Origin of the sequence: Fibrella arboris (assembly GCF_041321095.1) — a bacterium.
Lineage (GTDB): Bacteria > Bacteroidota > Bacteroidia > Cytophagales > Spirosomataceae > Fibrella > Fibrella arboris.
Genome location: NZ_JBGGWE010000010.1, coordinates 146,624 through 171,734, shown reverse-complemented (window position 1 = coordinate 171,734; position 25,111 = coordinate 146,624). Strand labels below are relative to the sequence as shown.

Sequence of the window (25,111 nt, the reverse complement as noted above, 5' to 3'; positions counted from 1 at the left end):
AACCCTGAATTACCCGGTTACTGCTCACTACCTATTTAAGCGTGACATCCAGCACTTCTGCAATCATTGTGCTGAGCGAGGTCAGGGAGGTAGGCTTGGTTAAAAAACGGTCGGCCCCGTGAGCCAGACAGAAATCGTTGTCTTCCTGGGCCGACGATGTAGACAGGATCACAACCGGAATATCTTGACCAACAGGCGATTGCTTTACCTGCGTGAGTACGTCGCGTCCAGGCAACTTGGGTAAATTCAAGTCCAGTACCATCAAATCAGGATGTTCGCTTGTACCGGTGAGGTACGGCATCACCTGATCACCGTCCGTCAAGGTGATAAGTTGAGTGGCAATTGACTGTTTTTTCAGCGCCAGTTCGAAAAACGTGATATCATCTTCGTCATCTTCAACAAGCAGAATCCGGACCGGTTGAGGCATAATAATGTTCTAGCAAATGGGTAACAAACTTACGAAACAACTCGCATACGTGCTGCCTGTCTAATGGAACTGGGTCTGAATCGCTCCTTTTTTATTTCTTTATCACTGGCAGCTGGCTTTTTTACGGGTAGCAGGTAGGAGCAGGAAAGCGGTAGAAACCATATTGGCTAGCTTTGGTATAAAAAGTAGATAAAATGGCTGTATTCTGGGGTGTTGTCTTGCATGCACTCGGCGGGTTCGCGTCGGGGAGTTTTTATTTACCGTATAGAAAAGTGAAAGGCTGGGCCTGGGAAAGCTACTGGCTCGTTGGAGGCTTGTTCTCCTGGTTAGTTGCTCCATTTGTCATGGGCTCCCTAACAGTCCCTGATTTGTTGGCGGTATTGAAAGAGTCGCCTACCGACACCTTACTCTGGACTTACGGTTGGGGCGTACTGTGGGGCTTTGGCGGGCTGACGTTCGGATTGGCCATGCGTTATCTGGGCCTCTCTTTGGGCATGGCTGTCACGCTTGGGCTATGTGCTGTATTTGGTACGCTGGTCCCCCCTATCTACCTGGGTACAATCAGTGAATTACTTCGGACTACTTCAGGACAATTTGTCCTGCTGGGCGTTGGGGTCTGCGTGCTGGGCATCGGCATCTGTGGCCTGGCTGGTATGATGAAAGAACGTCATTTAACCGATGAGGAAAAGAAAGCCGTTATTACCGAGTTCGACATCCGTAAAGGGCTGGCCGTTGCCATATTCTCAGGTATCCTGAGCGCCTGCTTCTCGTTCGGGCTCACAGCCGGCCAGCCAATCTCCGAGCTGGCTGTCAAACATGGAGCCGATAGCCTGTATATGAACAACGCTACGCTGGTTATTATTCTGCTTGGCGGCCTCACCACAAATGCTATCTGGACTATCTACCTCAATATCCGTAACCGCACCTACACCGACTATAGCAATCAAGCTACGCCCATCTGGACCAACGTGTTATTCTGTGCACTGGCCGGATTTACGTGGTACTTTCAGTTCTTTTTCTACGGAATGGGCGACAGTAAAATGGGCGCTTACCGGTTCTCAGGCTGGACGCTTCATATGGCGTTTATCATCGCTTTTAGTAGTTTCTGGGGGTTATACCTGCATGAGTGGAAGGGAGCGAACCGGCCCACCCTGCGCACAATTTCCCTGGGTATTGCTACGGTTGTTCTATCTACCGTTATCGTCGGTATTGGCAACTATCTCGCAGAATAAACGGCCAGGGTTACCATTATACAACAGAAAGCCCGACCTCTTTTGAGGTCGGGCTTTCTGTTGTATAATGGTAACGAAATGACCAGAGCTGACTAGGCCAGTGTGCGTTTTACTTCTTTCATCTCGAAGCCTTCAATAACATCGCCTACTTCGATATCATTGAACCCTTTGATACTCAAGCCGCATTCATAGCCGGTCCGTACCTCATTGACGTCGTCTTTGAAACGCTTCAACGCGCTAATCTCACCGGTATGAATAACGATGAAGTCGCGGATCACCCGAATCTTATGATTCCGTTTCACAGCGCCATCGGTCACGTAGCAACCTGCCACCGTACCGATCTTGCTGATCTTGAACACTTCACGCACTTCGATATTACCCGTGATAACCTCTTCCTGCGTTGGAGCCAGCAGGCCCTCCATGGCATCTTTGATCTCATTGATGGCATCATAGATGATCGAATACATCCGAATTTCGATCTGCTCCTGCTCGGCCAGCTTACGGGCATTCGACGAGGGACGTACCTGGAAACCAACGATGATAGCATCGGCCGTTGACGCCAGCAGCACGTCTGACTCCGAAATCTGACCCACCGCCTTGTGAATGATATTCACTTGCACTTCGCCCGTTGACAATTGCAGGAGCGAATCAGAAAGTGCTTCCACCGAACCATCTACGTCGCCTTTAACAATCACGTTCAGTTCTTTAAAAGAACCGATTGCTTTCCGGCGGCCAATTTCTTCGAGCGTAATGTGCTTACGGGTACGTAAGGTCTGCTCACGCAGTAACTGCTCACGCTTGTTGGCAATTTCGCGGGCCTCGCGGTCCGTTTCCATTACGTTGAATTTATCACCAGCCTGTGGGGCTCCGGGTAGACCCAGGATCTGCACGGGTTGTGAAGGCCCCGCTTCCTTGATGCGTTCGCCCCGGTCATTGGTCATAGCCCGGATGCGACCGTAGTGCGCTCCTACCAGCATGATGTCACCCTGGCGAAGCGTACCATTTTGTACAAGTACGGTGGTAACGTACCCACGTCCCTTATCGAGAGTGGCTTCTACAACCGTACCAGTGGCGCGGCGATCGGGATTCGCTTTCAGTTCAAGTACTTCAGCTTCGAGCAATACTTTCTCCAGCAGTTCATCGATACCAAGACCTGATTTCGATGAAATCTCCTGCGACTGGTATTTACCGCCCCAATCTTCGACTAACAGGTTCATTTGCGCCAGTTCGTTCCGGATTTTCTCAGCGTCGGCACCCGGCTTATCTACTTTCGAGAAAGCAAAGACAATTGGTACACCAGCTACCTGCGCATGATTGATCGCTTCCCGCGTTTGTGGCATGATACTATCATCAGCGGCAATCACGATAATAACAACGTCAGTCACCTTAGCACCCCGGGCACGCATGGCCGTAAAGGCTTCGTGACCAGGCGTATCCAGAAAGGTCACCATACGGCCATCTTCCGTTTTTACGCTATACGCACCAATGTGCTGGGTAATACCCCCTGCCTCGCCAGCTGCCACTTTAGCACGGCGAATGTAATCAAGCAGCGATGTTTTACCATGGTCAACGTGACCCATGATGGTCACAATTGGCGCCCGAAGGTGTAAGTCTTCTTCAGCATCAGGCGTTTCATCCAGGCCAGCTTCCGTTTCCTCTTCGGCTGAAACAAACTGAATGTCGAAACCAAATTCATCGGCAATGAACGTGATCGCTTCGGCATCGAGGCGCTGGTTGATCGAGACGAACATACCTGCGCTGAGGCAAACTGAAATAACTTCGTTAATCGACACGTCCATCAGTGACGATAGATCGTTGGCCGACACAAACTCCGTTACTTTCAGGGTTTTTGCTTCCAGTTCTTCCTGTTCTGTCAAGAGGCGACGATCCTCTTCACGTTGGTTACGACGGTCACGGCGACGATCGGCTCCGCGGTTGGTGCGGGTATTGCCACCAGTCATTCGAGCGTTGGTAGCCCGAATGTTGGCCGACACTTCCTGTTTAGAGGGCGCATCGCGGCGGTCGCCTCCACGCTTTTTATCGTTTCCGCTCCCAGGACGTGGCCCATTGCTATTCCGGCCCTGACCCTGGTTGGTAGTACCACCGCCCTGTCCGGTAGAGGGGCGGTTCTGATTCTGGTTATTGCCAGCTGGCGCATTCGTATTCGGGCGGTTGCCACTGGTATTTCCAGCTCCCTGCCCTTGGCCTTGCGCAGGCCGGTTCTGATTGTTCCGGTCACCCTGGGCCTGGTTACGATCACCACCCTGGTAGCCCTGGCGGTCGCCCCGAGGCTGTCCCTCACGAGGAGCAGTACCCTGTGCTTGTCCACCAGCCTGTGGTTGTGCGCCACCTTGATTAGGCTGGCCTGGCCGACGATCATTGGCATTAGGAATCCGTTTCCGTTTACCCTTCTTGTCGCGGCTGGCTGCGCCACCTCCCTGAGGGCGATTGAACTGAGTCAGATCAATCGTTCCTTTCACGGTCAAGCCTTTCAATTGTACGCTACCTTCTGCCCGTATTGTTTCTACTGGCTGGTCAGGTTGGTCTGTTGGCTCATCTGTTTTAGCCACTTCAGGAGCCTTAGGCGCTACCGGTGCAGCCGCCACAGGGGCTGGCGTTGGCGCGGGACGAGGCGTTTCAACCGCTTTTGGTGGTTCTGGCGATGGCTTAGGCGCCTCAGGCTGGCGAGTCTCCACGGGTTTAGGCGTCGAAACAGCTGCAGGCGCTGCCGGTACAACCGGCTTCGCTTCAATGACGGGAGCCGGAACAGGCACCTCAACGGGTTTAGGCGCTGGGGCCACCGCTTGTGGTGTAACCACCGGAGCGGGTTGAGGCGCAGGCGTACTGGCAGGCGCTTTCGCTTCTGGCACGGGCGCCACGGCAGGCTTCGGCGCCTCGGGTGCTTTTGCCGGTACAGCAGGCACCGGGGCGGGTGTGCGTTCTGCCTGAACAGGTGGCGCGGGCCGCGGTGCATTCAGATCTATTTTCCCGACCACTGTCAGACCTGGCAGGCCCGACACCGGGGCAGCCTCACGCTGTGCCGGTTGTGAAACAGGTTTAACAGGTTCTCCAGTAGAACCCGTCTTACCGCCCTCTGATGCGCTTGGGCGTGTCTGCTCATCACGCGAATAGCGAGGCAGGTAGTCATCATCTCGACGGGCCGGTGCCTCACGGTGCGCCTCTGCTGGTGCAGGTGCATCAGCCGACTTGCGGGTCCCGTTCAAGAGATCGTTTGCTTTAAATTCCTTCGCTAATACCTCTAGCTGTTCAGTGCTGATTTTGGTATTAGGGTTTATTTCTACCTTGAACCCTTTGGCAGATAGCGTACTCGCAACAGAGGACAATCCTTTGTTGAGAATTTTTGCCACTTGGCTCAGGCGCATTGATTTATCTTCTGCCATACGTTCGGTTTAGACCCGACAAAATTAATGGTTGTTTATACAGTTATAACAACGGTTAATGGATTATAAATCCCAGTGGGCAGTTGAACAGTTCTCTGTATTCCGTCTGCTGTTGCTTCGTTAAGGCAAGTAGTATGATTTAGCGAAGCAACAGCAGACGGAAGGCAGAAGACTATTTAACTACCTTTACTCAAATTCCTGCCGCAGGATATTCAGGATTTCCTCAACGGTATCTTCTTCCAGATCAGTGCGACGAACTAGTTCTTCCCGACTTAGGGCTAGTACGCTCTTGGCGGTGTCGAGTCCCACACGGCGGAACTCCTCAACGATCCACTCGTCGATTTCGTCTTTGAATTCCATCAGGTCAACGTCTTCGTCGTCTTCCTGTCCGTCGGTTTCACGGTACACGTCCAGTTCCAGATTGACTAACCGGCCTGCCAGCTTAATGTTCTGACCGCCTTTACCAATGGCCAGCGACACCTGATCGGGCTTTAGGTATACAGCCACCCGGCCAGCATCTTTGTCGATGTTCATCGAGCTGACTTTGGCGGGACTGAGGGCGCGGCTGATGAACAGTTCGAGATTCTCCGTGTAATTGATCACGTCGATATTCTCGTTGCCCAGTTCGCGCACAATACTGTGAATTCGCACCCCTTTCATGCCCACACAGGCCCCCACCGGGTCGATACGGTCGTCATAGGACTCAACGGCTACTTTAGCCCGTTCGCCTGGTTCGCGTACAATCCGGCGGATTGAAATAACACCATCGTAAATCTCCGGGATTTCTGTTTCGAATAAACGCTCCAGGAAAACTGGAGACGTACGCGACAGAATGATCTTGGGCGTACCATTGTTCATGTCGACCCGGTGAATGACGGCTTTTACGGCATCGCCTTTGCGGTAGCGATCTCTTGGAATCTGCTCACTTCGGGGCAGACTCAACTCGTTGTTTTCTCCATCTACCAGAATAATTTCGCCTTTCAGAAGTTGGTACACTTCAGCCGAAATCAGGTCGCCAACCTGGTCTTTGTATTTCTGGTACAGCAGTTCTTTTTCTAAATCTTTTACACGCTGAATGAGCGTCTGCCGGGCTGTCTGCACGACCCGACGCCCAAAATCTTCTAACTTGACCTCTTCGGCCACTTGTTCGCCCACTTCAAAGTCGTCCTGAATGCGACGGGCTTCAGCAAGGGGGATTTTATCGTAATCCCAGATATCCTCTGAGTTATCATCAACAATTTCGCGGGTCCGCCACATCTCCAGATCACCGCTTTCGGCGTTAATAATTACGTCGAAGTTGGCATCGGTTTCATACTTTTTACGAATCATTGTCCGGAAGACCTCTTCCAGAATGGCGATCATGGTGGGGCGGTCGATATTTTTCGACCGGGCAAATTCAGCAAAGGATTCGATTAACTGTCCGCTATTCATTTGGCGTATCGGGTTGGCTGAGTGGTGAGTCTGCGCGGCAAAATTCGCCACTCATGTAGTTGGTCATTTCTTAAAATTGAATCTCAACAGTTGCTTTCTGAATAGATTCATAAGGTATTGTCTGTATTCCTTCCGGGGGTAATTCAGTCAATGTTTTGCGTTTCGTTTTGCTAATTTTCGCCGGTGGCACGTCCAGCACAATACCCTGCGCATCAACGGCTTCCAGTTTCCCAATTAGTCCGGGTCCACCAGCCAGTTGTACTTTCAACAACCGCCCCACATTTTTAGCAAACTGCCGCTGTTGCGTAAGCGGGAAATCGACGCCCGGCGATGAGACTTCCAGATTGAACGGTGCATCACCAAAGAAGTCCATTTCATCCATCTGGTTACCAAGCGCCCTACTGATTCTGGCGCAGGCATCAATGGTCATTCCTTCATCGGAATCAATCAGAACGGTTACTTTCAATGTGCCCCCTCCTTTTCCCGCTACCTGAATATCAACGACATAATATTCGCCATCATTCAGATGTGGTTGTAAAAGAGCCTCTATACGTGTGGTGTCATTCACGGCGTTACCCAAAGAAAAAAGGGAGCCGAACTCCCTTTGCTGATCCTGTCTGATGTCGCTAAGTGGCGCAAATATAAGGCTTTATTCAGCGAAAAGCAACCAGGAACAACTGGACCGGCATGGTGCGTGTTGTACTTTTACGGCGTCATCAAGTATCACTACATGTCATTAGGAACACGTATCGGTCAATTTTTAGCGTTCATTGGCCGGTCACTGATTTGGTCGCTGCATATCGGTGTGTTTTTTTACACCCTGCTGATCTATTACCTGGTAGGCTGGCTCCCAGTGGAACATTGGCTGGCCAGTATGCTGATGATCACCTTACCGATTGCCTGGTTACTGTTGCTGCTGCTGGGTACGTTCTGGCTTTTCACCAGGCCCTGGCGAAGTACCTTATCCGTATTGGGGCTGCTGCTTGGCTACTGGCTCTACCCACGCACTTTTTCTGTTCATTCAGCGGAGACTCTTCCTGCAGGGCGACCTGCTTTTTCCTTGTTGAGCTTCAACGTCTCACTATTTGGCCTTGATAAGTACTTTGACGATTCGCTTCATCGGGAACCGCGCAGCACCCGATTAATGACGGCCTGGATTCTGCAGCACCCGGCTCCCATTAAATGCCTGCAGGAGTTTTACGAAGGCGACCAGATACCCGCTTTCCAGATGGTGGAACGCCTGGAAAAGGCTGGCTATCGCTACCATACCTTGCTCAACCCGAAAGACAAGCGTTACATCGGCGTGGCTACTTTCTCGCGCTACCCGATCATCGACCACGGCGAACAGGTATTCAGTTCCTTCAATGGCATGGTCTGGACCGACATCAAGATGGGTAATGACACCATCCGTATCATCAACGTCCACTTGCAGTCGATGGGCATCCGGGTACGCAAAGTTTTTCAGGAAGATGAGCTGTCGGGCGTTAAAGCCGAGACAAGAACCGTGTTAGAAGCCCTTAAATTTGGCTTTAAATCGCGTCAAGGTGAGGTGCGCTCTGTAGAAGCGTGCATCAAACAAAGCGCTTATCCGGTGATTGTGACGGGTGATTTTAATGATACCCCCTACAGTGTTGTTTACGAACGGCTCCGCCGTGTGCTGCCCAACGCGTTTGAAGATGCCGGGCATGGCTTTGGTTTCACACTGAACCGTGCGCCCAAGACGATTCGGATCGATAATCAATTTTATGACCCTCGCTTCCGGGTTCTCGATTTTGTCACCTACCGAGACCAGCCGCATTCAGACCATTTTCCGATCGAAGGCCGGTACGTGCTGAACTAAGTTTTCTGTTTACTGTCTTCTGTTGCTTCGCTTACATACAGATTGATAGCTATGCGGAGCAACAGAAGACAGTAAACAGAAAACTTAGTTATGGCGTGGCGTTCACCCACACTTCGCCATCCGAAAACAGTTCTTTCTTCCAGATAGGCACGGTCTGCTTGATGGTATCGATGATGTAGCGCGTGGCCTCAAAAGCAGCATCGCGGTGGGGTGTTGCTACGCCGATCAATACGGCCATTTCGCCAATACGGAGAACCCCGGTCCGGTGAATAACCACGTACTTCAGTACGGGCCAGCGTTCACAGGCCTGATCAGCAATTTTTTGCATTTCGCGGATCGCCATAGGCCCGTATGCTTCGTAATCGAGCTGATTGACTGACCGTTGCTGGGTATTGTTACGCACAACACCGAAAAAAAAGTCAATGGCGCCGGCTTCGTCGGTTTGCAGATAGTGATATGCTGAACTAAAATCGATTGGATCTGCAGTAAGGGCAATCATGACAACAAGCTGTTTTTACAAGTAACAAGAGGGTATAGTTTAGCCGCTTCGTATAACAGCCCCGCCTGGGTAAAGCAGGCAGCAGGCGGCTCGTGCATCTGCGCATCTACCCGCCACTGACAGGCGGAATCAGTGCAATCTCGTCGGAAGGATTCAGCACAGTATCCGGGTCAGCATACTCACTGTTAACAGCAACCAGTATTGATTTAACCCCCGTGAGAGCGGGATAATCGGCGTTGAGCAACGCCAGTAAGTCGGCTACCCGGCTGCCTTTGGCCAGTGGCACCGACAAGCGGTTCTGGCCAACTAAGTCGCGAGTGATACCAAAGAGCAAGACGGTGAGGGGTTGAGTCATGAGAACAAAGAAAAGTGAGGATTCTTTGTTTATCAACAGTAAACGCTTCCTGTTGAGTGCCAATAGGCTGGCCAACTAACAAAAAAAGGTCATTACCCGGCAGGCAACGACCTTTTTTGACTGAGATTATAAGCTTACCGGTTGTTGTCTAACTTCCGTTCGGCTTTTTTCAGGCTCTTATCGGTCTTATCCAGCGCCTTGTTGGTAGCCCGCTTCGTTTTAACCTTCGCGTCCTGAGCATCCGCTTTTATATCCTGCTTGGCCTGGCTGGCTTCGCGATCTATTTTGTCACCTGCGGCATTCATGGTCCGCTTGGCCTGACGGCCCGTAGCTTTTGCGTTTTCTTTAACATCCTGCGCCTGCGCGAAGGGCAGCGTGGTGGCTAGCAGGGCAGCCAGTATGAGGGTCTTTTTCATATACGTTGTGTGGTTGGTGAATGTGTGTAACCAACTCGTCAAAAAACGACCTACTGCGCCTATGGTTTCTAGCTAGTAGTTAGAATGCCGTTAAAATTCGTCTTCGGGCAATCTTACAACCGCTCGTCAAACAGTTTCAGAATGCGTTTGTACTCATCCATCCAACTGGTTGGCTCCACAAAACCGTGATCTTCCACAGGGTAAGGTGCCAGTTCCCAATTCTCTTTCTTTAGCTCGATCAGCCGCTGGGTCAGGCGCACGGCATCCTGAAAATGCACGTTTACATCGACCATGCCGTGACAAATGAGCAAATGGCCTTTCAAGCCTGCGGCGTGGTAAATTGGTGATGACCGCCGATAGGCCAGCGTATCGGAATAAGGCTCATTCAGGATGTTGCTGGTATAACCATGGTTGTAGGCTGCCCAGTCGGTTACGGGACGCAGCGCCGCCCCCGCTTTGAATACGTCGGGCGTGGTGAACATGGCCATCAACGTAATGAAGCCGCCATACGACCCGCCATACACCCCGATCCGCCTGGCATCGACGCCGTGATTTTTTACCAGCCAGTCGGCAGCGTCTACGTGGTCGGTGAGGTCTTTTCCGCCCATGAAGCGATAGATACCCGTCCGCCAGTCGCGGCCGTAGCCTGCCGAGCCCCGGTAATCAATGTCCAGCACCGTATACCCTTTATCGACCAGCAGGTTATGGAACATGTATTCGCGAAAATACTGGCTCCACCATTTGTGGGCATTCTGCAAATAGCCCGCGCCATGCACAAACACAACGGCTTTGCCAGTAGCCGGGGTAGGTGCATTGGCGGCCGGCTTGTAAATACGCGCGTAGATTGGTTGCCCATCACGAGCCGGAATCGTCACCACCTCGCCAGTACGCCAGGGATACGCCCGAAACCCATCGGTGGTGCTGGTAGTAAGTTGAACCGGCGTGCCAGGTACGTTGCCTGGCTGTGTTTTTTTGGCCGCTTTCACCTTTCCTATGCTACCAGCTATCGTAGGGTTCGGCATCAAAAACAGCTCCCAGGGTTTGTTGCTGGCTGAATAGCGTACCACGATCTGCGATTCATCGGGCGAGATTGTTGCGTCATTGGCGCCAGTCATGCTGGTAAGCTGGGTACGTTGCCCCCCCGTAACAGCCATCCGGTATAGCTGCTGTTCACCGGGATGTGGTTCGTTGGTGGTTAGGTAAAACGTTTTTTTATCGGCCGACAACACAACCTGCTGTACTTCAAAACGCCCTTTCGTCAGCTGGGTACGTTGTCCGGTCACTACGTTCATGGTATACAGATGCGAGTAGCCGTCAGCTTCTGATTGATAGTAGATCGTCTGGTCGTCGAGCCAGCCCAACGTACCTGCCGAGAAACCACCGCCGATACCCGGTCCACCCACCCAGGCCTCGTCGCGCTGCCGGTCCAGGAGTTTCAGAGCCGTGGGCTTTTCGGTGTCAAGCAGCAGTAGCCAGCGATCTTTGTTATCAACGGCCCGGACGGCTACCACCGCATACCGGGCACCAGGCCCTTCAGCCCAGACAGGCGCGCTTACGTAAACTGGCCGATTGGCTGCTTTTTTCAGGTCGGCAGCTAGTTTTCGCGTGGTATCGGGTGCCGTTTTCTCCGCATTGGTCACCGTTGTTCGTCCCGCCACCGTGGCCGAACCGCTCGTCACGGCGGTGGGCATCAGGTAATCCGGCTTGTCTGTGATACCGGGCAGTGTAGCCAGACTAACCGCCAGGGCGGTATCGCGAGCCACGTCATAGACCATGAACTCAACAGCCGACAGCGGCGCACCCACTTTCGTTCGGGCTGGTAGATCTTCGGTAAAACCAGACTCGGTGACGAAGCTGGGAACGATCGTTGACTTGGCTCCGGTGGCCGCCTTCATCAGGGTGAAAGTAACCACCCGCCCATCAGGACTCAGGCTGGCATTCATCACCGTTTTTCCGTCGGTGTAGATCGTTTTGGGTCGGCGGGGTTGCTCGGCTTTGGTGTCGCGTTCAGCCTCGTCGCGTTTGGCTTTTCGGTCACGAAGTACCTCAAAAAGAGACAATTGATCGCGTTTCAACCACGACTCCTGGCTGTTGCTGCTGGGTGTTGGGCGTTTGGCGCCAGGATCAAAATTAGTCAGCTGTTCAGTTAGGCCACTGGCCAGATCGAGCCGATAGAGGTTGCTGGCGCGCGTGAAAAGCACGGCTTTTTCGTCGCCCGAAAAAACAGGATTACTTTCCCGATCGACGGTATTGGTCAGGGTACGTACCCGGCCGGTCTGGCGATCGAACAAATAAAGGTCGCCATATTTAGCGTAGAGACGCAGTGTACGGGCCCGGTTGAACTCCGCATCGGCGGGGGGAAGCATCCGCCGCTCGCCAACTGATACTTTGACCGGCTTCGTCGATGGAACGTACCTGCCATCGGCTGATAAAGTGATTTTATACAGCGAATCACCCAATGCTTTATCTGGCCGATTCGGGTCATTCCAATTAAAATAGACCGTCCGGGAATCATCACTCCAGAACACACCCGATGGCGATGTGCCGACCCATTGCCGGGGTTCCTGCATGATGGTCTCGATGGTAAGGGCTGATTTGGCAGGCACAGATTGGGCCAATGCCGCTAAGGCACCACCCAGAAGAAGCAAGCTGACGAAGATGTGTTTCATGCTGCAAAATAAGCTTTTTGGCAGCGGTCCGATACGGCGGTCGGTTGTCAAAAAGCTTATTTTTCGCTCATCTAAGCCCCCAAAAGCTATTTCCGCGTAGCTAGCTGCTGAGTTTGGCGGCGCTGAAAGTCAATGAAATCACCCACCTGTTCGGCAGGTAATGCGCGGGCCAGAATGTTTTTGTTTTTGTCGAGCACATATATCGTCGGCGTTTTCAGCACGTCGTATTGCTTACGGTAGTCGGTTCGGAACGTGAAATCGTAGCCGTTCACCCAACCCTGCATAGCAAATTCACGAATAAATTTCTGCCAGGCATCGGGGCTGTTATCCACGGCGATAGCGAAGAACTGTACCCCTCTGCTCTTTACGCTGTCTGTGGCAAATGCTTTCAGAGCTGGCATCGACTCCCGGCAGTGCGCGCAGGTAGGGTCATAGAAAAACAGGACGGTATAGTCTCCATGCCCTGTTTTCAGATCAATCGGTTGGCGCAACGTGTCGCTGACGGTCATTGCCGGAAAGGGTTTACCCACCAGCAATGGCTTTAGAATATCAACGCGTTTACGGATATTATCGACCGTTGCGGGATCAGCTGCCGGCATAGCCCCGGAGAGATAATAGGTCTCGGCCATGTGTACAAACAGCCCATCGGTACCCATCACGCGGGGGCGCTCATATTGGCTGGTGATGTACCAGATGGCATACGACAGCATTTCTTTACTGGCTCTCGCCTTCGCTACTATCAGGTCAGCGCTTTTAATGAGCGAATCGACCACTGGGGCAGTCATTTCCTGCATATAACGGTCAATTTTTCGCTGAAAAATGGGCGTGCGTACCAGTCGGTCATCGGCGAAATCGAACGAATCCCAGTAGTGATTTTTGTAGTACCGGTATTGAAAAGTAGAGTCTATTTTACCATTCCTTAGCCGGGGAGCGGCAGGGATATCAGGATCTTTCGAGGCGCGTAACAGCTTGGTGACCAGCAACGTATCGCCCGTGGTGGTGAACTGTTTCTGCACCTGCCGGTACTGGCTCTGTAGCTCGGTCAGCTGGCGGCGCAGGTTTAATTGTGATACCTGATCCGTCCGAAACTGCGCCTGAATCTCGATGGCTTTATTTTCATCGGCCAGTTTCTGGGTCTGCTTCTGGTAGGCATAGAACGCTTCGTTATCCGGCGAATCTTTTATGCGCATGTTAGCCGTAGCGTTGACCGTATCTGTCTCAAAGGAGAAGTGAGGCGACGTACCCAGCACCAGTTCGATATAGCGCTGCTTCTTCAGGGGTGGAATCACGATGTACAGGCCACCGGGAAGGTCTTTGGCGCCTTCGAAGACGAACCGGCCACTGCTATCGATGCGGGCGGTGTCTTTCGTGATATACTGGTTGTAACCGAAATAGTGGGCCAGCGTGATGGTTGTATCGCGAAGGCCGCGTATCTGCCCGGCAATATGGTAACCACCTTTGGGCTGCGCGTAGGTAACAGAACGGCAAATGAACGCCAACAGGGCGAACAGTAAAAAACGATTCATGGCTGTATGGGTGTTGGTTTCAGGTACGTTGCCTTAACAACGTACCTGAAACCAACACCGACAAAAAACGGGCCAGTCTCGCGCTTACCGGCTGGTAGTCTTCGCTTTTGGGGCAGCCGCTTTAACAGCGCCCGGTTTTGGTACCGTCGTTTTGGCGGGAGTAGCCTGGGCAGCCTGCTTGCGGGTGAAGTTCAAGAAATCCTCGACCTGTTCGGCAGGAAGGCCACGGGCAATAATCTTCTTGTTCCGATCCAGCACGTAAAGGGTGGGCGTGGTGGCCACGTCGTATTGCCGCCGGAAATCGATCTGCTGTTTCAGGTCGTAGCCGTGCGCCCAGTCATTGAGCTTAAACTCGCGGATGAATTTCTTCCAGTCTTCGGCTGAGTCTTCAATGGCAATTGCGACCACTTTTATGCCTTTTCCGGCAGGCGAATCGGTGAATTTTTTCACTTTAGGCGCCGCTTCCCGGCAGTGGCCGCAATGCGGAGCATAGAAGAACATGATGGTGTAGTCGGCCGCGTTCAGGCTGTTGAAACTCAACGGCCGAGACAGGGTATCGCTCACGGCTGGCAACACAAACGTTTTGCCGACCTGCAACGGTTTCAGCACCGCTACCCGTTCCGACACCGTTTTCAGCGTAGCCGAATCGATATTGGGCATCTGTCGGGTGAGCCAGTACTTTTCTACCATGTGAATGAACAGGCCATCGGTACCCAGCACTTTGGGGCGTTCATACTGGCTGGTGATGTACCAGATCATATAAGCCTTCATGTCTTTGTTGGGGCTGGCTTTCTCCACCAGGTAATCGGCCTCTTTAGTCAGCGAATCCACCTGCTGAACGGTCAGTTCTTTAATATACCGGTCAATTTTGGGTTGGAGCAGTGGTGTCCGTAGCATCCGTTCATCGCTCAGATCGAAGTTATCCCAGAAGTGATTTTTATAATAGTTGAACTGCCAGAGCGAATCAGGACGACCGTTGGCGGCTTTGGGTGGCGCCGGTACGTCGGGTTCCGACGAAGCAAGCAGAATTTTGGTAGTCAGTAACGATTTGTTCTGCGCCAGAAAATCGGCCCGGTAGGTACGTGCCTGTGCCTGCAATTCTTTCAGGCGTTGCGCCGACGCTTCGGTTTTAGGCTGTTTGTCTACTTGCCGCATCTCCTCGAATGCGCCTTTCAGCTTTTGCTGGTAGCCATAAAAAGCCGCGTTCTCGACCGAACCAGTAATTTTCATGCTGCCAATAAAATCAGCCGTATCCGTCTCAAAACCAAACTGCTGTTCGGCCAGAATCATATCAAAATAGCGGCCCTTAGGCAATACGACCAGATACAACCCTTCGGGTAGCGCCTTTTTACCCTGGAAGACAAAATTCCCGCTAGCATCGACGCGGGCTGTATCTTTCGGCACGTAATGCGTGGGGTCGTACTGATAATGCGCCAGTACGACGGTGGTGTCTTTTATACCCCGAATGCGTCCCGCAATACGGTGCCCCTCCGGCTTGGTTTGGGCCATTGTCAGCAAGGGCAACAGACCCAGCATCAACACAAAGAAGTTACGACGTTTCATAGCACAAAAATAAGCGTTCACCGGCCATTGAAATAAGGGAGAACGCTCTATTAACGAATCATTAACGAAACTATGTTCTACTTTCTGTCCAAAACAGCTGGTTATTTCCTCACCCCGGCTGGCTGGCTACTGGCTTCCCTCACCGGAGCGCTGCTTTTCCCTCGCTACCGGAAGCGGCTAGTGGTGGTGTCGCTGGGTCTTTTCTGGCTATTAGGCAACAGTTTCCTGGTGAACGAACTGGCTGGTCAGTGGGAAATAAGCCCGCCTTCTGCTCCTTTATCGCATGCGTTTTCTGATACTACCCAGACAGTCGCCGTGGTCTTGACGGGCGGCTTAACCAATTCGCAGCTACGCGTTACCCCCGCCCGCCCCATACTCTCGCTTCAGGCCGATCGGCTCGCACAGGCGCTCTTTCTGTACAAGACGGGACGAGTACAAAAAATCCTGATCAGCGGGGGCAGCGCCGATCTGTTTTTCATGCATAGCGAGACGCTGCATGAAGGGCTGGAAGGGATGCGCTTTCTGCATCTGGCGGGTGTGCCAGCCCGCGATCTGCTCTGGGAGACCCGTTCGCGCAATACCCACGAAAACGCGGTTTGTTCGGCGCGGGTGCTTCGCCATACGTTTCATACCAACCGGTGTGTGCTGGTCACATCGGCCTTTCATCTGCGCCGGGCCGTGAAGTGCTTTACCAAAGCGGGCATTGAGGCCACCCCTTTCCCGGCAGCCTACATTCAGGAACCACGTAGTTTTGTGCTGTCTACTCTTATTGTTCCACATGAACAGGCTTTTACCGATGCCATGCACCTGCTAAAAGAAATGGCTGGGTACGTTAGCTACCGGGTAGCCGGGTATATCTAGCTGAGGGCCGTTACGAACCACTCAGTACATATCAGTCCGAAAAGTAGCCCGCCTCATGCGAGAACGGTATTTTCGGACGTTTTTTTAGCAGAACAATCACTTATACAATCTACCACGATGACACGTACCTCCCGCTTCACAACCGCAGCAACGCTGCTACTGGCTGTTCTGATCATGACCTTCGGGTGTAAAAGCAGTAATTCAGACCCTACTCCCACTAACCTAACCTCGTTTCAAGGTAGCTGGAAAATTACGGGGCTTACTGTCAATCCTGGCTACATGGGTGTAACAGACCTGGCTACCGGCCTTCAACTCCTTGGTGAAACATGCCTGAAAGATGCGGTAATCACGTTTAATTCGAACGGCACCATCTCCAATAACTTGGCCACTCAGGCTAGCTGCACCAATGCCACTAACACGCAAAAAGTTATCGCTGCGTTTTTTGGCCCTACAACGACCTACACCGAGTCCGGCGCTCAGGCAACGTTGGTAACGAACGGCCAAACAGTTCAGGCTACGCGGGTCTTCACCACAACCTCATCTACCGTCACGGCACAGTTGCCGTACGATCTGGGTGGTAACGCTGTGGCAACGACCTATACCGTTGTGTTGACCAAGCAATAAGCAACGGCCAACAGTCAGTTCACGCTTTTACGCTAAGCCGGGGTCGAATGGCTCCGGCTTAGTCTGTTACAGGGAAATAGACGCTAAAGGTCGAGCCTTCATGCGGGTACCCTTTAGCCATAATAGCGCCCCCGTGATTGGCAGCTACTTTCTCGCAGATAGCCAGGCCGATGCCTGTACCCGCGAATTCATTTTTGCTATGCAGTCGCTGGAAGACCTGAAAAATACGTTCGGCATACTTTTCCTCGAACCCGATGCCATTATCTGTCACATCGATCCGATCGTAAGCGGCCGCTTCCCGGGTGGGTTTCAGGGCGGAAGGCAGGTCGGCCGCAGCAACCCGCTGAGTCGTGATTTGCACCACTGGTGCTATGGGCCGACCCGCCTGATCGACCCGCCGGAATTTCAAGGCGTTACTCAGCAGATTCTGAAACAGTTGACTTAACTGCATCTCGTCGCCCAGGATGGTTGGTAACGGATCAACGGTGACGGTTGCCCCGGTCTCCTCGATGACTAGCTCCAGGTCAGTTAAAGCGTGCGCTACAATGCGGTTGAGCGGCACAGAGGCGGTTGCATCCTGCTGCGTTGAGATGCGTGAATAGGTGAGCAGGTCTTTAATGAGTGCCGACATTCGATTCGCTGCCGACTGCATCCGGGCCAGATAATCAGTGCCAGCTCCCAGTTGAACGGCATAGTCATTACTGAGCAATGTGCTGAACGCCTGAATTTTCCGCAGCGGCTCCTGCAAATCATGGCTGGCGATATAAGCGAACTGCCGCAGGTTGTCGTTGGAGCGTTTCAGATCCTGCACAGAGGCATGAAGCTGCTGGGTACGTGCCGCCACCTGTCGCTCCAACTCTGCTTCCTGTTGTTTCTGTTCATGAATATCAGTAGCCGTACCTACCCAGTTGCTGATCTGGCCCGTCTCATCGTAGAGCGGCAACGCCCGGTTAAGGTGCCATCGGTAGGCGCCATCGGCCCGCCGGTATCTGTTTTCAATCACATAATCTTGCCCGGTGGCCAGCGCCTGCTGGTAAAGGGCCAGCGAATGAACAAGATCGTCGGGGTGGATGATGGCCTGCCAGCCCACATTATGCACCCGTTCGATGCTTAATCCTGAGTAGTCGTAGAGGCGCTGGTTGTAGAAAGTAACCTCTCCGGCTGGCGAGTTGGTCCAGGCAATGGCCGGGATGGCTTCCAGGAGCAGCCTGAATTGTGCTTCACTTTCCTCAATTTTTTGCCGGGCTATTACCTGTTCAGTCACCTCGGTAGCCGTCACCAGCACCCCGTATCGTTCGCCGGTAATATGCGTCAGGGGTTTATAGATGTAGTTGTAATAGCCAGTATGCAGGCTTCCGAATCGATAGACGTCGAGCCGTTCTTCCGACTGATAATAGATTTCGCCCGTTCTCAATACATCTTGAAGGCGTTCCATCAAGGGCGTTTGCAGCCGTTCGGGCATGACATCCATAAACGGCTGCCCAATGATGTCGGCCGTACGCCCTATCATATCGAGCATGCGTTCATTCACCGTTTTGATGACCATGTATTCACCCACAAAAACAGCTTTGGCAACGGGCGAGTGCTCAATGATACTCCGGGCAAACAGTTCGCTCTCTTCCAGTCGTTTCTGCGCTCTTATCTGCTGGGTCACGTCAATGGCAATATCAAGAATAGCATACACATCACCATGGGCATCCAGCAACGGGGAATAAGTGATGTTATAAAAATTATGCGTCATGACGCCCCGCTGCAAGATATCGACCTGCGTACCGAACGACTGATACATCTTGCCAGACGTATAAACATCATCGAGAATTTGTAAGAACACCTGGCTTTCCAGCTCCGGCATCACCTCCCGAAGGGGTTTACCAACTATGTCTGGCCCTTTTCCTACGATATCGATAAAGACCTGATTCGGCATATCAACGATCAGGTCCCGGCCCACAAACAACCCAATGCCCGCCGGCGCATTGGCTATCAACGACCGTATTTTTTCTTCGCTGGCTTCCAGCGCCTGCGCCACTTGTCTGCTTTCGCTAATATCAGGGCTAACCGTACCAACAGCGATCAACTCGCCAGCCGTAGTTTTAATGGACACGCCATTCCACTGCAGCCAAAACGGGTCGCCGGTGCGCTCGTTGACAAAGCGAATTTCCTGCGAAATCCGGCCGTTCTCCAGCACGTCGCGCCAGAGCTGGCCGGCCAGCTCCCGGTCGGGGGGATACACACAATCAATGATCGTTTTCTGCTCAATGGCCGGCCAGCCTACTAATTCCAGGGTGGCCGGATTCAGGTATTGAATCGTAGTATCGGGCGCAATCAGACCGATAAATTCCCGACTGGCTTCGATGAGCGTGATCAGTTTCCGTTGTTCTTCTTCAGCTAATTTTTGTTCGTGTACATCCACTACGGTGCCAATCATGCCTTCGTAGTTTCCATTCGTATCGAACCGGGGTCGGGCCAAATCAACGACCCACCGGTAGGCACCATCTTTTCTGCGCAACCGGTAAAAGGCATTAAACGGCTTATGAGCATCGTTGGCTTCCTGAAATAACTGGTTCGCCATGGCTTCATCATCGGGGTGAGTTCCCTCGAGCCAGCCATAACCTTCAGCAGCATCCCGATCCTGGCCCGTAAAATCGTACCATTGCTTGTTCAGGTAATCGCAGTACCCGTCGGCCCGGGTCGTCCAGATCATAGCGGGTACGTTGTCAGAAAGCTGCCGGAAATAGGTTTCGCTTTCCTGGAGTTTATTTCTGGCGAGCACCTGTTCCGTCACGTCGACGGCCATACTTATGATGGCGTAGACCTCACCCGTTTCAGACCGGATTGGCTTGTAGGTAAAATTGAAGTAATAGGTAGCCAGTAGGCCATCTACTTCCAGATCACAGGGAGCGGCCGTGGCCTGATAGGCAACTCCTGTCGTGAAAATATCATCCAGTATATCCAGATAAGGCTGGTTCATTAGTTCGGGCACTGCCTCGGCCAGGGGTTTGCCCAGGGCATTGTCACCTTTGCCCCAGAAAGCAAGCATGGGTTTGTTGGCCAGTTCCACGATGAACTCACGACCAACAAACAGACAGGTAGCAATCGGGGCTTCCTCGATCAGTACACGAAATCGGGCTTCACTTACCTGTGCTTTTTGCCGGGCAGTTACCTGATCTGTCACATCAAAACAGGTGGTGGTAATCCCCGAAATTGTTCCGTCCGCGTCCCGCACAGCTTCGTATACCAGATCGAAGTAGGTACGTTCGGGGTGCCCGTTGCGCGTTGTCGGCACAGCTACTTCGTTCGCAACAAATCGTCCGCCAGTAGAGAGGAGCCGGGTCAAGCGTTCATGAAAAGGTGGCCCGCCTGCATCGGGCAGCACGTCGAAAAGCGGTTTATCGATCACCTGCTCCCGTTTATACCCCCAATAGGCAAGCATTCGTTCATTAACCAGTGTGACCATGAACTGTGGGCCACTCAACAACGCTATGGCTACGGGGGCCTGCTCAACCATCATCCGAAGCTGTTCGTCGCCGACAGCCTGTTTCGTCGTTTCAGCTGGGCTTGCTATCGCCTGTGCGATGCCCGTCAGGTGAGCGGTCATTCCCGGTTCATGCCTGTACGCCTGCCCTACTAACTGAATCCAGCGGGTCTCGGAATCGATGCCGCCAACGCGAAAAGAGCAATTGAAATCGGTACCTGCCTGTTGACTGGCCGCCTGGCTAATGGCCGCTTCGACCACTGGCACATCAGCAGGATAAATAGAACGAAGAACTAGTTCATAGGGTAACGAAGTACCCGTAGTTAACCCAAATAATGATTGGCACTGTTCGTCCAGGCGCATCTCGCTGGCACCCAGATTCAACTCCCAGACGCCCACCCGAGCGGCGCTTAGGGCGAGCTGAATGTCAATTTGGCCACCAGGTACTTTACTGTCAGGTATTTGTTTGTTTTGATCCGGCATTCGTTACCTGGCTTAAGTCTGCATTACCAGGTAAATTTATCGTGTTTTATTAATAAAGTCACAGCCAGCTTCTGCCAGCGGACATCCCCGCCCCGATGGCATACGGAGATTACTACGGGGACGGCTACCCGGCGACATGAACGTCTAAGTTAGTATAGGGATCAGTCCGAGCGGTCGATGAGTCGAACAATGAACTCCAACGCATTCAGGCTGCTGGTTTCCTGCGGATACTGATCAAAGTAGAATGCATTGGTTAATGGGGAATGCCAGCCAGCGACCTTCTTATACTGCCACCGATCGGGTCTGAACCGGTCTTCTTCAAATCCATAGGCCAACAGAACGGTACGAGTGATTTCGCCACGAGCGCTCACCCCATCCGTGTCACTATAGGGTGGCTGGTTATTGGGGTAATTGGCAAACTGATCGGGAATTGGTCTGATCGTGGGTTTCCTGCCAAACAAGGCTTTGTAGAGTCGTGTCAGATCGGTTGTGTACGGCTTTCTGAGTATCAGGTAGACTTCCAGTGTCTGACCGTCGTCGCTGAGAAAAATCCGGTAACGGGTAGCCACATAGTTGATGGAATTATAAAATTCGTCAGGCTGCTTGTCAGGATCCGCAGGGTGCATCAGAATTACCCTGTTCTTGTCGTTGATTTCCATTAGTCGGGGCACCACGCACAAGCGTGAATAAGCTTATTCGTTTTACAATCCCTTTTTCCTATAGGCTAAAAAGATTGTAAAAAGTACGACAAAAAGCATGGCGCGGAATTAATGCCCGGCGGGAATCAATTAAAAAGGGATTAATCTTACTATCTACGTCTATATCAGCACTATAGCATCTTATTTGTCTAATTTTTTATAAAAATAGGTCTATCACGAACAGAAATACACATAAGTACATATTACCATATTGTTGCCTAAATGGGGTCGTAGCTCTAGTTTATCAATAAGTACATATAGCCTACTACTCTAGGTTATTATTACTCGACAGGCTGTCGCGGCGCAGGGCCGTGCGCTGGCAGTACAACGCGCTCGATTTTTCCGACCACGAAAATATACGAGCAGGCGCCCAGCAGGCCGAGTGTTCCAATGAAGATCAGCGCTGGTTTGAAATCCCCGTCGCGGGCAAGAAATCCAATGACGATAGGCACAATGATAGACGCCAGATTTCCCATGAAATTGAACACTCCACCCGTTAGCCCAATCAGGTGTTTGGGCGACAGAATAGACACAAATACCCAGGAGATCAGGGCCATACCTGATCCAAAAAAGGCTAGTGCCATAAAGAAGATGATCAGGTACGTATCATTGGTGTAGTTGGCCCCAATGATGCTGACCGACAGCAGCAGGCCCATGATGATTGGTGTTTTGCGCGCCACACTCACCGATGTTCCGTTCTGAACCAGCCGGTCTGATACAAAGCCAGATAACAGCAGCCCTGCACAGGCGGCCAAAAACGGCACCGACGCCAGATAGCCCGACTTGATGAAGTCCATGCCGCGGTACTTGACCAGGTACGTTGGGAACCAGGTCAGAAAAAACCAGAGTGTGGCATTAACCGCAAACTGCCCGATATACACTCCCCAAAGCGTTTTGCTGGATAATACCTGCCCCAGATTAGCCCATCGCCAGACCGTAGCCGTGCCTGGCAGGCCGGCGCCTGGCTGATTTCGGTTCAGGATGCCGCCGCCCTTGTCAATATAGTCCAGTTCAGCCTGGTTCACCTGGGCATGATCGAGCGGGTCGCGGTAAAGCAGGTACCAGACAACGCCCCATACCAGCCCAACGATGCCGGTGATCATAAACAGGCCTTTCCAGCCAACATGCACCTGAAGTAGCACCAGCACCGGTGTCAGAAATGCCAGACCGATGAATTGCCCCGACACATACATAGCTATGGCCGATGCCCGTTCATGATCGGGGAACCAGCTGGTAACTACCCGGTTATTGATTGGGTATGAAGGGGCTTCGAAGGCCCCAGTTGCCAGACGCAATGAAAAAAGGGACGCAAAGCCACGGACAAACCCCTGAAACACGGTCGCCAGTGACCAGGTGATCAGGCAGAATGCGTACAGGACACGCGGGCCAAAGCGGTCGGCAATAAGCCCGCCGGGAATTTGCAGCGAGGCGTATGTCCAGCCAAAGGCAGAGAAGATGAGCCCCAGTTGAACCGGCGAAAGGGCTAAATCTTTACTCAGCGAGGAAGCCGCCACAGCCAGATTACTACGATCCAGGTAGTTAATGACCACATTGACGAATACGAGCGCCAGCATGCCATATCGCATTCCGGTTCGTTTGGTACTACCTACTGCCTGTTCCATACTACATACTGGTGGTGTTCAACTTGATTAGGACTACAGTAATTGGCTGGCTACCGGGCTGTCCAGCCACCGTCAACAGTAAGAATGGAGCCCACCATGTAGCTGGCCGCATCACTCGCCAGGAAGATGGCGGCGCCCTGAATTTCGGGCAACAACGCCCAGCGGCCCAATGCAGTAGCGCCGACCACAAACTTCTTAGCCTCTTCCGTGTCGGCAATCGACGCATTCATTTCGGTCAGGAAAGGGCCGGGGCAAATTGCGTTGACATTCACGTTGAACGGAGCCAGCTCCAGCGCCAGCGCCCGTGTCATCTGCACTACGGCCCCTTTGCTGGCGGTATAGGGGGTCCGATTGGCGAGCCCAACCAGACCAAGTGTGCTGGCCAGGTTAATGATTTTACCACTGCCCACCTGTTTCATAAAGGGCGTTACCGCCCGGCAGCACAACCACGTTCCATTGACGTTCACCTCCATCACTTTGTTGAATTCAGCGGGGGTAAGTTCATCGATAGCACCGCGAATGTTGATACCAGCGCTGTTGATCAGGATATCGATTTGCCCAAATGCATCAATGGCGGCCTGCGCCATGGCTTCTGTCTGCTGCTGGTTGGTGATGTCGGCCGGAAACGAGAGGATGGTTGTTCCGTATTGCTGACTCAGTTCATTAGCAGCCTGCGCCCCTTCGCCGGCGTTTCGATTCACCAGCATGACATTGGCTCCTGCCGAGGCCAGCCCGGCAGCCATGGCTAATCCGAGTCCTTTCGACCCGCCGGTAATGATTGCGGATTTGCCAGTTAAGTTGAATAGATTGATGCCCGGCAAGGGAGAATAGTGCATACTGATGAGGGTTAGCGGCAGAAATAGTGAATGAGTTGCCGTTACCGAATGGCTAACCGGCTCTTACTGTAGGCTAAGCACGCAACGATGTTCTTCTCCTCAAGAGCAAGGCGCTCTTCGTCGGTCAGTTTCGCCACCCTTGGCAGCGCCGAAGCCGGTTTGTGGTGCCTGACCATCGCCAGTGTACGGGCCAGTTCACTGCCCGACACATCGCCAAACGTTTGCCAGTAATCGGATTTCAGGCACGGAATCTCCAGCGGGTCGCGGGTGATCATTTCGAGGCTGAACGTGACGGCCGGGTTGTGCAGCTTGCAGAGCGAGATCATGGTCGGCAGATCGAGTATTCCCTGCCCAAGCGGCACTTCCGACAGTAGGAAACCGTCCGGGTATTCCTCAACGGCCATGTCTTTGATGTGGGTACTAACCGCGTAGGGGGCCAGGGTTTGTACCACGGTCATGGGGTCTTCGAGCAGGGCAATGCTATTGCCAAAGTCGACCGTCGCGCCGATCCATTCACTACTCGTTTGCTTAAGCATAGTGGCCAGTTCATAGGCACGCCAGTCTTTATGGTTTTCCACCCCCAGTTTCACCTTATGTTTCCGCAACACCGGCTCGGCCAGCTGGATCGACGTCATCGCCTGTTTCTTCAGCGCCTGAAAAGCATCGACCGAGTGGTAGGTTTCATACCGCCGACCAGCCGAACAAACCGTTCGCAGCACAGTGGCGCCGGCCTCTCTGGCGTTGGCTACCTCCTGGTCAAAGCGGGGTACGTCGTCGACCGTTTTTGGTACGCCAATTGACCCTTCCAGATACAGGCCCAGTTTTTCGCGCCGGTCACGGACCTTTTTAGCGAAGGCGCCCGTCCAGTTGCTCATGACTACCTGCACGCCGCCTGCACCAAGTTCCTGGCAGTGGTTGAGCAGATCGATGGCATCGCCAAAGCCAGGATAATTCTGGCTTCCTGCTTTCGAATTCCAGCGATAACCATACGAATGAACCACCACGCCCATCGGCACAGACTTGGCCAGATCGGGCAGTTTCGGCACTGATAGCACCAGGGCGCCCAGCGTGGCCCGATGGAGAAAATCACGTCGGTCAAGCGGCAGACTGGCGGGGTGTTGGCGGAGGTTCATTGGTTCAGGCAGAAAGGGGTTAT

19 protein-coding genes are annotated in these 25,111 nt (G+C 52.7%); 4 read left to right on the top strand and 15 right to left on the bottom strand.

The window, feature by feature from the left end; all coding sequences use genetic code 11:
* Window positions 1–31: 31 nt before the first annotated feature.
* Window positions 32–427, bottom strand: a complete 396-nt coding sequence (locus ACAW75_RS18005) for a response regulator (protein ID WP_370730138.1) — start codon at window positions 425–427, stop codon at window positions 32–34.
* Between the two features lie 194 nt (window positions 428–621).
* Here ACAW75_RS18005 and rhaT point away from each other — a divergent pair, with 194 nt between their 5' ends.
* Entirely contained in the window at window positions 622–1,659 is a 1,038-nt protein-coding gene (rhaT, locus tag ACAW75_RS18000; RefSeq protein ID WP_370730137.1) for an L-rhamnose/proton symporter RhaT, read from the top strand.
* 92 nt (window positions 1,660–1,751) lie between these two features.
* Here the strand turns inward: rhaT and infB are convergent, their stop codons facing one another.
* The 3 genes from infB to rimP form a co-directional block, all read right to left on the bottom strand.
* Window positions 1,752–5,060 carry a translation initiation factor IF-2 gene (gene infB, locus ACAW75_RS17995; protein WP_370730136.1) on the bottom strand — a complete coding sequence of 1,103 codons (3,309 nt, stop codon included), beginning with the start codon at window positions 5,058–5,060 and terminating at the stop codon, window positions 1,752–1,754.
* A 186-nt stretch (window positions 5,061–5,246) separates the two neighbouring features.
* A complete protein-coding gene (gene nusA, locus ACAW75_RS17990) occupies window positions 5,247–6,491 on the bottom strand; it encodes a transcription termination factor NusA (RefSeq protein WP_370730135.1) in 1,245 nt (414 codons plus the stop codon).
* A gap of 70 nt (window positions 6,492–6,561) precedes the next feature.
* Window positions 6,562–7,059: a ribosome maturation factor RimP gene (gene rimP / locus ACAW75_RS17985; RefSeq protein ID WP_370730134.1), complete on the bottom strand. Its 498-nt coding sequence runs from the start codon at window positions 7,057–7,059 to the stop codon at window positions 6,562–6,564.
* Window positions 7,060–7,221: 162 nt separating this feature from the next.
* Here rimP and ACAW75_RS17980 point away from each other — a divergent pair, with 162 nt between their 5' ends.
* Window positions 7,222–8,331 carry an endonuclease/exonuclease/phosphatase family protein gene (locus ACAW75_RS17980; protein ID WP_370730133.1) on the top strand — a complete coding sequence of 370 codons (1,110 nt, stop codon included), beginning with the start codon at window positions 7,222–7,224 and terminating at the stop codon, window positions 8,329–8,331.
* A gap of 88 nt (window positions 8,332–8,419) precedes the next feature.
* Here ACAW75_RS17980 and ACAW75_RS17975 read toward each other — a convergent pair whose 3' ends face one another.
* From ACAW75_RS17975 to ACAW75_RS17950, 6 genes are all read right to left on the bottom strand, one after another.
* Window positions 8,420–8,830: a molybdenum cofactor biosynthesis protein MoaE gene (locus tag ACAW75_RS17975; protein WP_370730132.1), complete on the bottom strand. Its 411-nt coding sequence runs from the start codon at window positions 8,828–8,830 to the stop codon at window positions 8,420–8,422.
* Window positions 8,831–8,936: 106 nt separating this feature from the next.
* Window positions 8,937–9,185, bottom strand: coding sequence for a MoaD/ThiS family protein (locus ACAW75_RS17970; RefSeq protein ID WP_370730131.1), 249 nt, complete (start codon window positions 9,183–9,185; stop codon window positions 8,937–8,939).
* A 134-nt stretch (window positions 9,186–9,319) separates the two neighbouring features.
* Complete coding sequence (locus tag ACAW75_RS17965) at window positions 9,320–9,601, bottom strand: hypothetical protein (protein ID WP_370730130.1); 282 nt, start codon at window positions 9,599–9,601, stop codon at window positions 9,320–9,322.
* 113 nt (window positions 9,602–9,714) lie between these two features.
* The gene (locus ACAW75_RS17960) at window positions 9,715–12,270 is read right to left on the bottom strand and encodes a prolyl oligopeptidase family serine peptidase (protein ID WP_370730129.1); all 2,556 of its coding nucleotides are present in this window, start codon (window positions 12,268–12,270) and stop codon (window positions 9,715–9,717) included.
* Between the two features lie 86 nt (window positions 12,271–12,356).
* On the bottom strand, window positions 12,357–13,796 hold the full coding sequence (locus ACAW75_RS17955; protein ID WP_370730128.1) for a DUF5106 domain-containing protein: 1,440 nt from the start codon (window positions 13,794–13,796) through the stop codon (window positions 12,357–12,359).
* An 84-nt stretch (window positions 13,797–13,880) separates the two neighbouring features.
* A complete protein-coding gene (locus tag ACAW75_RS17950; RefSeq protein WP_370730127.1) occupies window positions 13,881–15,359 on the bottom strand; it encodes a DUF4369 domain-containing protein in 1,479 nt (492 codons plus the stop codon).
* Between the two features lie 72 nt (window positions 15,360–15,431).
* On the opposite strand from ACAW75_RS17950, the gene ACAW75_RS17945 reads away from it, so the two are divergent.
* Both ACAW75_RS17945 and ACAW75_RS17940 read left to right on the top strand, forming a co-directional pair.
* Window positions 15,432–16,220 carry a YdcF family protein gene (locus ACAW75_RS17945; protein WP_370730126.1) on the top strand — a complete coding sequence of 263 codons (789 nt, stop codon included), beginning with the start codon at window positions 15,432–15,434 and terminating at the stop codon, window positions 16,218–16,220.
* 117 nt (window positions 16,221–16,337) lie between these two features.
* A complete protein-coding gene (locus ACAW75_RS17940) occupies window positions 16,338–16,844 on the top strand; it encodes a hypothetical protein (protein WP_370730125.1) in 507 nt (168 codons plus the stop codon).
* A 58-nt stretch (window positions 16,845–16,902) separates the two neighbouring features.
* On the opposite strand, the gene ACAW75_RS17935 is transcribed toward ACAW75_RS17940, so the two are convergent.
* From ACAW75_RS17935 to ACAW75_RS17915, 5 genes are all read right to left on the bottom strand, one after another.
* Window positions 16,903–20,799, bottom strand: a complete 3,897-nt coding sequence (locus ACAW75_RS17935; protein ID WP_370730124.1) for a PAS domain S-box protein — start codon at window positions 20,797–20,799, stop codon at window positions 16,903–16,905.
* Between the two features lie 161 nt (window positions 20,800–20,960).
* The gene (locus tag ACAW75_RS17930) at window positions 20,961–21,458 is read right to left on the bottom strand and encodes a hypothetical protein (protein ID WP_370730123.1); all 498 of its coding nucleotides are present in this window, start codon (window positions 21,456–21,458) and stop codon (window positions 20,961–20,963) included.
* A gap of 320 nt (window positions 21,459–21,778) precedes the next feature.
* Window positions 21,779–23,119, bottom strand: a complete 1,341-nt coding sequence (locus ACAW75_RS17925) for an MFS transporter (RefSeq protein ID WP_370730122.1) — start codon at window positions 23,117–23,119, stop codon at window positions 21,779–21,781.
* Between the two features lie 50 nt (window positions 23,120–23,169).
* Window positions 23,170–23,955 carry an SDR family NAD(P)-dependent oxidoreductase gene (locus tag ACAW75_RS17920; protein ID WP_370730121.1) on the bottom strand — a complete coding sequence of 262 codons (786 nt, stop codon included), beginning with the start codon at window positions 23,953–23,955 and terminating at the stop codon, window positions 23,170–23,172.
* Between the two features lie 41 nt (window positions 23,956–23,996).
* Window positions 23,997–25,088, bottom strand: coding sequence for a sugar phosphate isomerase/epimerase family protein (locus ACAW75_RS17915; protein ID WP_370730120.1), 1,092 nt, complete (start codon window positions 25,086–25,088; stop codon window positions 23,997–23,999).
* Between the last annotated feature and the right edge of the window lie 23 nt (window positions 25,089–25,111).

Bases quoted from the DNA above. Each gene is read 5' to 3' on its own strand.
- nusA (WP_370730135.1), bottom strand. From the start codon at position 6,491: ATGAATAGCGGACAGTTAATCGAATCCTTTGCTGAATTTGCCCGGTCG.
- ACAW75_RS17950 (WP_370730127.1), bottom strand. From the start codon at position 15,359: ATGAAACGTCGTAACTTCTTTGTGTTGATGCTGGGTCTGTTGCCCTTG.
- ACAW75_RS17970 (WP_370730131.1), bottom strand. From the start codon at position 9,185: ATGACTCAACCCCTCACCGTCTTGCTCTTTGGTATCACTCGCGACTTA.
- ACAW75_RS18005 (WP_370730138.1), bottom strand. From the start codon at position 427: ATGCCTCAACCGGTCCGGATTCTGCTTGTTGAAGATGACGAAGATGAT.
- ACAW75_RS17940 (WP_370730125.1), top strand. From the start codon at position 16,338: ATGACACGTACCTCCCGCTTCACAACCGCAGCAACGCTGCTACTGGCT.
- ACAW75_RS17965 (WP_370730130.1), bottom strand. From the start codon at position 9,601: ATGAAAAAGACCCTCATACTGGCTGCCCTGCTAGCCACCACGCTGCCC.
- ACAW75_RS17935 (WP_370730124.1), bottom strand. From the start codon at position 20,799: ATGCCGGATCAAAACAAACAAATACCTGACAGTAAAGTACCTGGTGGC.
- ACAW75_RS17975 (WP_370730132.1), bottom strand. From the start codon at position 8,830: ATGATTGCCCTTACTGCAGATCCAATCGATTTTAGTTCAGCATATCAC.
- ACAW75_RS17980 (WP_370730133.1), top strand. From the start codon at position 7,222: ATGTCATTAGGAACACGTATCGGTCAATTTTTAGCGTTCATTGGCCGG.
- infB (WP_370730136.1), bottom strand. From the start codon at position 5,060: ATGGCAGAAGATAAATCAATGCGCCTGAGCCAAGTGGCAAAAATTCTC.
- ACAW75_RS17945 (WP_370730126.1), top strand. From the start codon at position 15,432: ATGTTCTACTTTCTGTCCAAAACAGCTGGTTATTTCCTCACCCCGGCT.
- ACAW75_RS17920 (WP_370730121.1), bottom strand. From the start codon at position 23,955: ATGCACTATTCTCCCTTGCCGGGCATCAATCTATTCAACTTAACTGGC.
- ACAW75_RS17955 (WP_370730128.1), bottom strand. From the start codon at position 13,796: ATGAATCGTTTTTTACTGTTCGCCCTGTTGGCGTTCATTTGCCGTTCT.
- rhaT (WP_370730137.1), top strand. From the start codon at position 622: ATGGCTGTATTCTGGGGTGTTGTCTTGCATGCACTCGGCGGGTTCGCG.
- ACAW75_RS17930 (WP_370730123.1), bottom strand. From the start codon at position 21,458: ATGGAAATCAACGACAAGAACAGGGTAATTCTGATGCACCCTGCGGAT.
- ACAW75_RS17960 (WP_370730129.1), bottom strand. From the start codon at position 12,270: ATGAAACACATCTTCGTCAGCTTGCTTCTTCTGGGTGGTGCCTTAGCG.
- ACAW75_RS17925 (WP_370730122.1), bottom strand. From the start codon at position 23,119: ATGGAACAGGCAGTAGGTAGTACCAAACGAACCGGAATGCGATATGGC.
- ACAW75_RS17915 (WP_370730120.1), bottom strand. From the start codon at position 25,088: ATGAACCTCCGCCAACACCCCGCCAGTCTGCCGCTTGACCGACGTGAT.